Raw genomic sequence first — 13,555 nt, 5'->3', positions numbered from 1 at the left:
AGACGTCTTGGCAGGGTTTTTATTGGATTAATTGTTTTTTTTATAATTCTAGTTTTGGTTATAAGAACACCTTGGGCTCAAAATTTCATTAAAAATAAAGCACTTGATTATGTGTCCTCTAAAACCGAAACAAAAATAGATATCGAATCACTGTTTCTAACCTTTGATGGCGATATAAAAATTACCGGTATTTATCTTGAAGACAAGCAGAAAGACACTTTATTATATTCCAAATCCTTAGAAGCAAATATTGCTCTCATCCCACTAATTACTGGCAATAGCATTGGTGTTGATGGTTTAGATTGGGAAGGTGTACGCGCGCATGTTTGGCGAAAAGATTCCATTCAAGGTTATAATTTTATTTTTTTAATCGATGCATTTGCTTCGCAAGACACGACGACTGTTGAGGTTGAAACAGATACTACTTCATCTAGCATGAAATTCATGTTAAGGAACCTCGATTTAAAAGATTTTGAACTATCCTTTAATGATGAACTTTTAGGTATTAATAGCTCAGCTAAATTTGAAGAATTAATTCTAGATTTAAAAACCATGGATCTAGATGCCATGCTGTTTGAAGCGCCTGAAGCTAGTATCACCCAAGCTAAAATAGATGTAATTCAAACCAAATCTAAAATTATAGACAACGACACCACAAGCAGTACGCTTCCAAAATTTTTAGTTGAAAAATTCACCCTAAATAACGTTAAAGTTCACTACAATTCGAACACAGTACATTTAGATTTAAGGACAAATATCAATAATTTTTCAGCAGAAAATTCGATAATCAACTTGGCCACAAGCGAAATCGCCTTGGATGACATACTATTAACTAATTCAACAATAAATCTGGATCGTACAGAGGTCGTAAGCACCCCTAGCCCAGAATCATCAGGAAAATTTGAATGGCCAGATTACGATATTTCAGTAAAAGACGCACAAATTGAAAATAATAACTTCAGCTATTTTGTAAACCATAGCAAAGTGCAAAAAGGCATCTTTAACGCCGATGCTTTGGCATTTACAGACTTGACGTTAATTGCAAATTCCCTTTACATGACTAAAGGAGGCGTTGGCCTAAATGTTGAAAAAGGACAGTTTAAGGAAGGTTCTGGACTGCATTTAAAGCACTTAAATTTGCAAACAAAACTTGGTGATAAAAAACTATCACTTGAAAATTTAGATGTTGCACTAAATAACGATAATATTATTGGGCGCCTCGAGATGCAGTATTCCGAATTAAATGCCTTAATGGAAACACCGGAAAACTCCAAAATAGACGTATTGCTTTCTAAATTCAATTTTGATTTTAATGATTTATTTTTCTTTCAACCCGATTTAAAAAACAATGCATACTTATTAGCATTAAGTAAAAAGACACTTTACGGAAACGCAAAGGCCACAGGCTATATTTCAGATATTGAAATACCAAATTTGAATGTACACTGGGGCGATTTAACAAAAATTTCAGCAAAAGGAAGGGTTAAAAACAGCACCAATACAGATGCGCTAAAATTTAACATCCCGAATTACACCTTTATCACTCAAAAACCAGATATCCAGCGTTTTGTTGCAATTGAAGACTCTACAATAAACATTCCTAGTCGCATTAATTTATCAGGTAGTATTGCAGGGTCGCTAAAAGGGATCTCTACGCACAGTAAATTAGCAACAGACCAAGGTTTTGCAACTATTGAGGGAGAATTTGAAAACTTTGATAATATAAAATTCAACACAAAGATTACCGTAGAAGAATACGAATTAAACAAATTGCTTAACGATTCAACATTCGGAACATTAACAACACATGTAGAGGCAAGTGGGCAAGGTGAGACAATTAACAATCTTGACGCTTTAATCAAAATTGTTATCAATGATTTTACCTATAACAATTACGAGATTTCAGAACTTGAACTTGATGGTGATATTAAAAATGGTGAAGGCGATATCACGTCCGATTACAAGGATGAGAACATAGATATTGACTTAAAGGCCCATGTTATTTTAGATTCTGTGGCTCCAGCTCTTTCGGCTAAACTTAATTTAAAAGGTGCTAACCTTCAAAAATTAGGATTAACAAATCAAGATATGAAAACAGCCTTTGTTTTAAATTTTGATTTCAAAGGTGACGCCACGGCTTTTAATGCCAATGCTTTATTAAACGACGGGGTGTTAGTTTACGATAATAATTCCTTTTTAATAGGCGACTTAAAAGCCGTGGCACATCTTCAGCCAGACACCACATCGGTGGTTGTAGAAAACAAAATCATTAATATCGATTTACAGTCTAATACAAGTCCAAAAATATTTAGCAAAGCTTTAAAAAACCATGTTTTTAGTTATTTCTACAGAGACAGTAGAACCAGCGTATTAGACACACTAAAAAATCCTGTTAAAATCAAGTTTAAAGCAAAACTGGCCAATTCTGAGGTTATCAATAAAGCCCTTTTAGTGAATCTAGAAGACATGGATACCATTAATATAGACATCGATTTTAATGAAAAAGAGCGTAAACTTTTAGCTTACATAAGCGCTCCTCATATTAATTATTCTAATAACACTATTGACAGTCTCTCCTTCGCTATGAATACCGATGAAGAAAAGTTTAATTTTAATTTAGGATTTCAAGAAGTGAATGCCGGTCCGTTATTACTTCCAACATCAACAATAACAGGCATACAAAAAAACAATGAACTACACTTAGATTTAAATGCTACCTACAAAGGTGAAGAATTATCGGATGTTCAAGCAGTAATATCTGGGCATCGAGATAGTTTGAATCTTCATGTTCTACCTGAGAAGGTCCTAATAAACAAAGAAAAGTGGACGATTCCAAGTGATAATGCCGTATTCTATAACAAAGATCAGGTAACTTTTAACAACTTTAATATTTCTAAGAACAATCAATCTATTGATATTACCAATAAGCTTCCCAAAATACAGAAAGACCATATAGCGGCTACTTTTAAAAACTTCCAATTAAAAGAAATCTTCAATTATCTAAACCCTGAAAAACCCATCGCTAAGGGTGAATTAAACGGCCACTTTATTGTTCAAGACCCCTTAAAAAACCCTGGTATTGTAGCCGATTTAAATATTTTACAACTGGAAATAAAAGCCATGAACTTGGGCACTTTAAGTCTTCAAGGAAAATCTCAAGGTGAAAACAACTACACCTTAGAAAGCACCTTATCTGGCGGAGATATCGATTTAGACCTTCAAGGAAACTATAAACCCCAGAACCACGGGGCCAATTTAGATTTAGATATAAATTTAAACAAGTTTAACATGCATGCTCTGGAAGGGCTTACCGATGGTGAAGTTGTAGAAACAGATGGCTATTTCAAAGGCATATTTAAAATTAATGGAACAACAGAAGCCCCCAATTATAATGGCACCATAAGTTTCAACAATGCTAAATTTAAAATCAGTAAGCTAAACTCAGCTTTCGCGTTAATGGATGAAACATTAAAAATTGATAATAAAGGCATCTATTTTACCGATTTCACATTAAAAGATGAGAACAGTAACGCGTTTGATATCGCAGGGAGTATAGGTACCGAATCTTATATAAACCCAACATTTGATTTAAGCCTAAACGCCAAAAATTTTCAAGTATTAAATGCTACAAAAGAGGATAATGAGATACTTTATGGAAAGCTTGTATTCGATGCTGATGCCAAAATTACTGGTGATTTAGAAATTCCTAAGGTAGATTTAAAACTTACCGTAGACTCTGAAACAGATGTCACTTATATCATGCCTACTTCTTCGGCAGAAATAGAATCACGAGACGGTATTGTGCGTTTTGTAAACCGTAATGAGATTAATCCAATTTTAACACAAACCAATGATCAAACCACCACGCTAACAGGGTTTGATATTTCCAGTTATTTAAAAGTGGGTGATAATGCAACATTTACTATCGTTATAAACGAGCAAACAAACGACAACTTTAAAGTGTATGGTCAAGGTGAATTTGATTTTACTATGAAACCAAACGGACAAATGAACCTTGCGGGCGTATACAATGTTTCTGGCGGCCATTATGAAATGAGTTTATATAATTTAGTAAATAAACACTTCGATCTTGCACCAGAAAGTAGAGTCACTTGGTCAGGAAACCCATTTAATGCCGCCATGGACATTAGAGCGGTTTACAATGTTAAAACCTCTGCAACAGGTTTAATGGCCTCTGCCGCGTCTGGAGTTGATCTTTCTGAACAGGCACGCTTCCAACAGGTTTTACCTTTTTATGTGTATCTAAATATTGATGGTGAACTTACAGCTCCTGAAATATCGTTTAATTTAGACATGCCAGAAGATGAACAAGGTGCTATTAGCGGACAAGTTTACGGGAGGGTTCAACAAATTAACCAGGAACCAGATGCTTTAAACAAGCAGGTCTTCTCTCTTTTAGTTTTAAACAGGTTTTATCCCGATTCCAGTAATGACGGAAGTGAAGGTGGTTTTAGTGCCATTGCGAGAGATAATTTAACCAGCGCACTTTCCGATCAACTAAATGTCTTTTCAGATAAGCTTTTAGGAAACTCTGGCTTTGATTTAGATTTCGGACTTAATAGCTACACTGACTATCAAGGTGATTCTCCAGAAGACCGAACCAATTTAGATATTGCTGCACAGAAAAAACTATTTCACGACCGTTTAATTGTAAAAGTAGGTAGCGAAGTAGAGGTACAAGGGCATTCTGACGGAAGAGAATCTACTCCATTAATAGGTAATGTTAACTTGGAGTATTTATTAACGAAAGATGGGCGTTACAAACTTAAAGGCTTTAGAAAAAACGAGTATGAAAATATTATTGAAGGACAAACAATTGCTACAGGTTTAGCAATTGCATTTACTCAAGAATTCAATAAGTATAGAGAACTTTGGGACGCCATGTTTAAGGCCTCACAAGAAGAAGAAGAAGAAGAAGAAAGTGATGATGATGATGATGATGATGATAATGATAAAAAAGTAACACCATCAGAAGAAACTAGAAACAAAGACTAACCAAATTATAGTATCTTTTTAAAAATGACATTTAAAAATCTTTTAGTCTTATGCTCCCTAATCGTATTATGCTACGCCTGTAGTGTTACGAGATACATCCCCGAGGGCGAACTTCTCTACACTGGTGCTACGCTTGAAATAGAAAGCGACTCTTTGCTAAAGGACAGAACAAAGGAGATTATTAAAACTAACCTTAATTCGGTAATTTCTATTACTCCTAAACCTAATGGAAAAATTCTAGGGATGCCGTTAGGACTATATTTCTACTATAAGAACCAACAAGAACACCCAGGTTTTATAAATAAATGGCTTTATAAAAACTTTGGAGAAGACCCCGTTTACCAAAGTAACGTTAAACCTTTTGAAGTTGAATCTCTTCTTCTTAATAGACTTGACAATCGCGGGTTCTTTTACAGCTCTTCCTCTTCCGAAGTAACAAAAGATGAAGATAAAAAAGAAACTTCGGTAGACTACAAAGTAGTTGTTGCACTACCCTATAAAATGGAAAGTTACACTTTAGACAGTCTTCCGCAACCTATAGGACATAATATAAAATCAGGTTTAGATAAAACCATCTTAAAAAAAGATATGCGCTTTGATTTGCCCTTAATGCAAAATGAACGCAAACGCATTGATTTATCTTTAAAACAAATAGGCTATTATAATTTCAACGAAAGGTTTTTATTGTTTGAAGCAGACACCAACCAGTATAAAAATAAACGTTTCGATTTATATTTAAAACTGAAGGACGAAACCCCGAAAGCGGCTATTGTGCCTTATAAAATCTCTAAAATAAATATTTACACCCATTATAATTTAGAATCTGACACAGCAAATATCACTCCTGAGAGGTATAAGGAAAAAAATTATTATCAAGATGAATTATTTTTTAAATTAAAGTACCTGGACCCTTTTGTAACACTTGAAGAAGGTCAAAAATACAACGCTGAAAATTCTAAAAACACAGCAAGAAGATTATCACAAATTGGCACCTATAAGTTTGTGAATATTCAATATAAGGAAGTCGACTCGGCGCTTACAGATAGCATAGGAAAACTAGAAACCAATATTTATTTATCGCCACTTAACAAAAAATCGATACAAGCAGAGATTCAAGCCGTCACAAAATCAAATAATTTTACGGGCCCTGCATTGGACTTATCTTTTCTTAACAGAAATGTTTTTCATGGTGGCGAAACCTTAAAAATAAGCACCAAATTTGGATATGAAGCGCAATTCACAAAAGGCAGTGACCAAACCGAAAAATTTAGCAGTACCCAACTTGGTTTAAGTGGTGAGCTCATATTTCCTAGAATTATATTTCCTATAAAAGTGGGACCACATTTTTTCAAATACAACATCCCTAAAACAAAGACCTCTTTAAGTCTAGATTATTTAGATCGGAAAGGCTACTTCAGTTTGATTTCATCTTCGGCGCTATTTGGTTATACCTGGGATGCCAACAAGGTGGTTACTTATGAGCTTAACCCAATAACTATTAGCTACACAAAACCATCAAATATCACCGATGCCTTCAAGGAAATACTTAAGGACAACCCGTATATGCAGGATAGTTTTGAACAAGAATTTATTAGTGGCCTAACCTTCTCCTTTACCTATAACGGGCTTTTAGAAACCCGTAAACGCGATCAAATATTTTTCAACACCAAATTAGATATTGCAGGAAACTCATTAAGCTTGTTTAACAAGGATAATCCAGATGGGAGTCCGAATGAAGTATTCGGATTAGAATACGCGCAATACGCCAAAGCCGATGTTGATATTTACTACCACCATAAATTTAAGAAAGACCATGTTCTTGCAAGTCGAATTTTTGCGGGTTATGGTATTGCTTACGGTAACTCTACCATTTTACCCAATGTGAAACAGTATTTTGCTGGTGGACCTTATAGTGTACGTGCATTTAGAATTCGTTCTTTAGGCCCTGGAACCTTTGACGGAAGCACGATGGACGACACCTACTACGATCAAACAGGTAACATAAGGCTAGAAGCCAATATCGAATACCGTTTCCCTATTTACTCATTTTTCAAGGGCGCAGTCTTTGTGGATGCTGGTAATATTTGGAATTCTATTGAAAACCCTTCCTTACCTGGCGGAAAATTCACAAGTTCCTTTCTTCAAGAATTAGGTATGGGCGCCGGTATTGGATTGCGTGTGGATGTTCAAGGTTTTGTAATTCGATTGGATTTAGCAACGCCTTTTCATAATCCAGCCTTAGATGAAGGTGAACGCTATAACATTGATACCCAGGAATCAGTATTAAACTTCGCCATTGGTTATCCGTTTTAAACCATACAAATTTCATTTAAAAAAGCCGAATATAACATAATAGGGTTAGGTTAGTATTCGGCTTTAAAAACCACACAAATTATCAGTTCGATTTCTATGAAGTAACCAAACGATTTTGAAATAAATGTTCAGATTTTATTATAAAGAATACAGGTTCTCGACTCCGCTCGAACACCATAAACAAACAACTTCAGAGACGGTGTTCGAGCGGAGTCGAGAACAGTTATGACTAAAAAAAAATCTCACAAAGGCACAAAGGCGCAAAGATCAAATGCTTGAAAAATCTGTGAAAATCAGTGCAATCTGTGTCTTAAAAATTCCCAAGAGAGCCCTGTGAAATTTTATATCTAAATTGTCTAGATACGTCACAAAAAGCCCCTTCAGGTTTTAAAAACCTGAAGGGGCGATCTACTAAACTCTAAATATGTTTTATTCTGTAAGTTTCAACTTCGCTAAATCATGAAAGAAAAAGTTCTTATCATCATTCATTGAAACAAATACGCCGTTAGGGAATTTGTCACCTAAAGCAACCGTAGTCACATCACAACCATCAGTTTCAACTGTACCTAAATTAAGTTCCTTAATAAAAGCAAGTGTTTCTAGGTCGAAAATGCAAAACGTGTGTGCTTGCTGATTAGAAACAATAAGAAAACCACGGTCTTCATATTTTGCAATAGCGATACCTTCAATATCTCTTTCAAAATGTTCACTACCAATCATAGCCACCTCTTCGTTACCTTTTGATGGTTCAGCGTGGTATTTTCTAACCCCGTGCATTTCATCAGAATAGTACACAAAACCATTTTCGTTATCTACAGCAATGGCTTCAATTTCTTTTTTACCACTGAATTTCCCGAACTCTCTTACCAATTTGGCGTGCACTCCTAAACTATCGCTAGACAATTCATATTGATGTAAATAACCATCAGCTGGCCCGTTTTTTCTACCAACAATCGCGTAAATTTTGTTAGAGAGGGCCGATTTATAAAGCGCAATTCCCATTGGTGAATCGCCTTCTTCTTCAACCGCATTTTGAAACAAAGAATAACCACCATTATCTAACGGAATCATCTCTGGAACAGCATACAATCTGAATACTTTACGTTCTCTTTCAGTAAAAGCAATAATAGCTGTTTCTGTAGAATCGTTGATTTTAAAACCGTATTCTAAATCGATGTTATTCGGACGCTTTAAGCCACGAACGGTTTTATCTTCAATAACTTTTCCGTCTAAATCGAAAGCATAAATAGCGCCTTCGGTATTTTTATCGGTACCAAAAATGATACTTTTTGAAGCATCGTTTGGGTTGATCCAAATGGCAGGATCATCAGAATCATGTAAAGTATGTTCAGTAATTACATCTGGCGCAATTTCCGGGAGTTTTTTTCCACAAGATGTCGCTACTGCAATCAAGGTTGTTAATAAAAGTATTTTTTTCATTTATATATTTTATAAGGTAGTATGTGAATTGTTCGTAAATTCTTTTAAAGCAAAAATATTTTGATGTTGTCATTCAGAAGGAGGCACGACTGAAGAATCTCTTAATGTTTTATGAGATTCCTCGATTCCTCGAAATAACACAAATAGTCTTTATATTTAAGAACAACCCTAGTTATATCTTGTTATTTTTTTCTTTTAATTAAATCATACTTCAAACCAATAGTAAAACGTCCTCCGTAGTATTCGGTTTGCATTGTTCTATCGCTTTCACCTTGGAAATAACGTAACGATTGGTTAGTTATGTTATTTACATCAGCGTAGATACTTAAGTTACTGTTGATATTAAATCCGGCGTTGAAATCTAAGAAAAATTGCTCATCGTAGTATCTGTCTTCAAAAGCATTTCCTCCAATTTCATCGATGTAAGCATCCGAAAAGTTAGCCGAAAGTCTTGCGCTAAACTTCTTATCAGAATACCCTAAAGACCCGTTAAATAAGTTTGGTGCTGTATTAGGTAAATCTAAATCTTCACGCTCTTCACCATCTTCATTTCTAATACCATCAGTACTAGAAGCTACATAAGTATAGTTGGCATAAACACTGAAGTTTTTAGCAAAACCAGGTAAGAAATCTAAATTACGTTGAAATGAAAATTCTAATCCGAATACAGAAGCTTTATCACCGTTTACAGGCTGATACACATCGTATCCAGTAGTTCCTGGACCGAAAGCATCATCTTCAGTTTCAAACTGAGACGTGTATATAAAGTCTTTGATGTCTTTATAAAATGCGCCACCAGAAATGATCCCAACACTTTTAAAATAGTGCTCTGCCATGATATCAAAATTCATAGAAGTTGTAGGATCTAGCTCTGGGTTTCCAATGAAAATTTCATCATCACTTTTAACAATATCAACTGTAGGTACAATATCTACATAGTTAGGACGTGCTAAAGTGTTGGTCCAAGCGAAACGTAATACCGTAGCCTCAGAAGCATTAAATTTAAAGTGCACACCAGGAAGTACATTAGTGTAAGAACTCTTTCTAGTCACTTCACCAAGTAAAGTATCTTCATCTTCAATTTCGTTACCGGTAGCGGTTAAGTTTGTGTTTTCAACTCTTAAACCTACAATCATACTTAATTTGTCTGTGATTTTTTGATTAGCCATGATGTAAGCGGCATACACATCTTCACTTACATCAAAGTATTCACGTAAATATTCGTCTGGCACAGGATCTCCTCCTGACAAATTCAGACTTCCTAACCACGCGTTATCGGCATAATAGCCCGCTTTATACTTGCTTCCTACTAAATAATCGGAACTTGTTAAATCTTTGGTAGGCACATCGGCAAGTGTTGGGTACATGGCTTTCAAGTCGATTTCAAAAAAGTCATTTTCTCTATTTTTATTTTTGAAACGTCCACGACCTCCAAATTTTAAAGTACCAGCTCCTTGTCCGAATAAATCTAAAGGCAATTCAAAGTTCAAGAAGGTATTAATATCTTGCTCTTCGGTGTATTGATTTTCTTCTGTAATTTCTCCATAATCAAAAGCAGACATATCATCAGCATCAGCAGGGTTTTCTGCTGTAAATAAAGGATATCTCATGTTTGACACATCGTTGTTGATGATGTATTCATTTTCGTAAACCGCATAACGTTCGTTTAAACGCTCTTCTGAAGCTTTTGCAAAAGACCCCATCCAATCAATTTTCAATTTTCCAACCAAGTGATCACCACCTAAGCTGTAGTTTTGCATGCGTTGGTCTTCTAAACGGGTATTTTTGTTTCTGTTATTATCTATACCACCTTTAGTTTCTCTAATCACTTCCACTGGGAAACGCGTAGGTACGTTGTTTTCAATCGTGAAATCACCAATTCCAATTTCATCCCCATCTAAAATACCGTGCTCTAAAACATAACGGTTTTCACGGTCGTCTCTCCAGTTATATATGGTTTTTAAGTAAATGCTATTGTTGTTATCAAAGTCGTAGTCAAAGTTTGCCGAAAAACTTCTTCTCACACGTTGAACAATGTAGTTACGTTGCTCGTAAACGTTAGTATACGGATCAACATCAACGGTTTCAACATCTGTTCCGTTGAAATATTCAAATTCATTAGACCATTCAGCTTCCACATCATGAGAACCAAAATCGTTGTCGTTAATAGACGCAGCAAGCATCCATCCGAACTTATCATTTTTACTACGATCGCCTAATAAAAAAGCGCCGTTTAAAATTCTTTTCCCAGAAATGGCATTAACTCCAGAACCAGCAGTTGCCGATAATCTGAACCCTTCAGGAGATGTTCTTGTCACCAAGTTTACAGCACCACCTAAAGCATCTGCATCCATATCTGGTGTTAATGCTTTAGTCACTTCAATAAGTTGAATCATATCAGCAGGAATTAAATCCATTTGAACGTTTCTGTTATCGCCTTCAGCTGAAGGAATACGACTTCCGTTTAAAGTTACCGCATTTAATTGCGGTGCTAAACCACGTACAATAATGTTTCTAGCTTCCCCTTGATCCACCTGCATGGTAATACCTGGAATACGTTTAACCGCATCACCAATATTAGCATCTGGGAATTTACCAATTTGATCGGTAGATACAATGTTAGTAATGTTCGCTTTGTTTTTCTGTGCATTTAATGCTTTAGCTTGTCCGCTATTGTACCCTGTAATTAAAACATCTTCTAAAGCTACAGACGAAGGACGAATAACAATAGTCACCTCTGCAGTTTGACCTGCTGTTACAGTCACGTTTTTTTCTGCAGTGGTATACCCAATATAAGTTACTTTAATCGCATGTTTTCCTTCTGGCACACCTACAATCGTAAATTTACCATCTTCATTAGATAGGTTCCCTTTACTTAAGGCTTCAATTATAACGTTACTAAAAGGGACAGAAAGACCATTTTCGTCGATCACCTTTCCTTGAATATTTCCATTTTGAGCAAATCCCAAAAATGAAAAGCATATTATAGTTAATAATAATGCGTACTGTTTTTTCATCATTTAAATATTTTTAGTTTGTGGGGCAAATCTAGGTTTCAAGCGCCGTTTCAAACTGAAATAAGTATTAACAAACGGTAACTTAAGCCCTAAAACAGGCTATATAGGATAGCAACATTAACACACCGGTAACATTCGCGTTATGATTATAAAACACCTCTAGAGATTTAGCAAATAGCCTTGCAAATCGGTTTTAGAATCGATAGGCAACTTTTTTCGCAGCCTATATCGCGCAATACGAACACTATCGGGGGTGATATGAAGAATAGACGCAATCTCTTTTGAAGACAAATTTAGACGTAACAACATACAAAGTCGTAATTCTGATGCCGACAACTCCATGTTAACTGCTTCTTTTAAATTTTTAAAATAATCAGGGTGAATTTTACCAAAGAACCCCATAAGTTCGGTCCATTCATTACCATTAACAAGATCAAAATCGATTTCTTTAGCAAGATCTTCTAATTTAGATTTTACAAATTCGCCATTTCTACTTTTTAAATTGGTCAGGGTTTTAGAAATATCAGAAAGTAGCTTATTCTTATGCGCAATATTTAAACTGTAATTTGTGAGTGCAGAAATTTTAATATCAATTTCTTTTTTCAAGGCTTCTTCCTCAGCAGTTTTAGCATCTAAATCCTTTTGAAGTATTTGTTGTTTGTATTCCAATATTTCTTGTTCTTGTCTTTTACGTTTCTTCATATAAATAAACAAAACAACAAACATCAAAAACATGGCAACACTCGAAATTAAAATAGCAAACTGACGGGTTTCGTTAATTTGATTTTGTTTCTTGAGCAGTACCAATTGCCCTTCGCTTTCTTTAACATGATAAAGAATTTCCATGGTACTAACCAAATCGGCGTTTCGACGTTTAAAATCTTCATCGTTTAAAGTGTTTTGTTGATACAGGAAATCGTAAGCATTTTTAAACTGGCCCATCTCAGCATAAGTTCTCGCCAAATCTTTTAAGGCGCTCTCTTTCTGACTCACGTTTTTAGTTTTCTTGGCCAAATTTAGAGCCTGTTGCGTATATTCTAGGGATTTTTCAAAATGGCCTTGCTTTCTGTTCACATCACCAAGGTTATTGATAATATTAATTTTTAAATCTGAAGCTTCGGCCTTTTCATAGTCGAATGCTTTTTGAAAATAAGTGTGGGCCAAATCATATTGCTCTAAATCTTCGTAGATACTTCCCATATTTTCATAAGTCGTGGCGAGTCCTGTACTATTGCCAAGGGTCTCAAAAATTTCAAGACTTTGTTTTTGATATCTCAAGGCCTTTTGATAGGCTCCTTGTTTTTCGGCTACCCCACCGAATAAGGAATTGGCCGTAGCTAAACCTTTCTGGAAGTTTATCTTTTTAGAAATTTCAATACTCTGATCTAAATAGAGTTTAGCTTCTCTAAATTGTTTCAGATTGTGGTGAATAGCTGCAATTTGATTGTTCGCATAAATGTAGAAGCTATCCTTTTTAACGTAATACTCTTGAGCAACATGATAGTTTTTAAGGGCCTCACTATCCAAGTTCAAGTTTTTATAAAAATCGGCAAGCTTCACATAAACTTGAGCCATTTTTAAGGAATCTTCAGCTTTTTGGGCCGCATTTAGGCGCTTTTTAAGTGCTTTGATTCTAAGTTCGTGAGAAACGGAAGTTTCTTCCTGTGCCTTTAGGGAGTGATTAACACAGAAAAAGGAAATAATAAGTAGGTATTTAATAAAATTCACGGTGCTATTTTTATTTAACAAAAGGATGCTAAATAACCCCA

General features: G+C 35.2%; 5 protein-coding genes. 2 read left to right on the top strand and 3 right to left on the bottom strand.

Translation table 11 applies throughout. From position 1 onward, the window contains the following. The first annotated feature begins 54 nt into the window (after positions 1 to 54). On the top strand, positions 55 to 5,016 hold the full coding sequence (locus KO493_RS08295) for a translocation/assembly module TamB domain-containing protein (RefSeq protein ID WP_216067470.1): 4,962 nt from the start codon (positions 55 to 57) through the stop codon (positions 5,014 to 5,016). Between the two features lie 24 nt (positions 5,017 to 5,040). After that, entirely contained in the window at positions 5,041 to 7,329 is a 2,289-nt protein-coding gene (locus KO493_RS08290) for a BamA/TamA family outer membrane protein (RefSeq protein ID WP_216067469.1), read from the top strand. A gap of 429 nt (positions 7,330 to 7,758) precedes the next feature. On the opposite strand, the gene KO493_RS08285 is transcribed toward KO493_RS08290, so the two are convergent. The 3 genes from KO493_RS08285 to KO493_RS08275 form a co-directional block, all read right to left on the bottom strand. Beyond that, positions 7,759 to 8,769 carry a phytase gene (locus KO493_RS08285; RefSeq protein ID WP_216067468.1) on the bottom strand — a complete coding sequence of 337 codons (1,011 nt, stop codon included), beginning with the start codon at positions 8,767 to 8,769 and terminating at the stop codon, positions 7,759 to 7,761. A 182-nt stretch (positions 8,770 to 8,951) separates the two neighbouring features. Beyond that, positions 8,952 to 11,789 (bottom strand): TonB-dependent receptor, encoded by a 2,838-nt coding sequence (locus KO493_RS08280; protein WP_216067467.1) that lies wholly within the window; start codon positions 11,787 to 11,789, stop codon positions 8,952 to 8,954. 156 nt (positions 11,790 to 11,945) lie between these two features. After that, entirely contained in the window at positions 11,946 to 13,514 is a 1,569-nt protein-coding gene (locus KO493_RS08275; RefSeq protein ID WP_216067466.1) for a tetratricopeptide repeat protein, read from the bottom strand. Positions 13,515 to 13,555 lie beyond the last annotated feature (41 nt).

The organism is Pseudotamlana agarivorans (assembly GCF_018860245.1).
GTDB lineage: Bacteria > Bacteroidota > Bacteroidia > Flavobacteriales > Flavobacteriaceae > Pseudotamlana > Pseudotamlana agarivorans_A.
The sequence above is the reverse complement of the archived record's forward strand: the minus strand, read 5'-3'. Positions and strand labels throughout refer to the sequence as shown.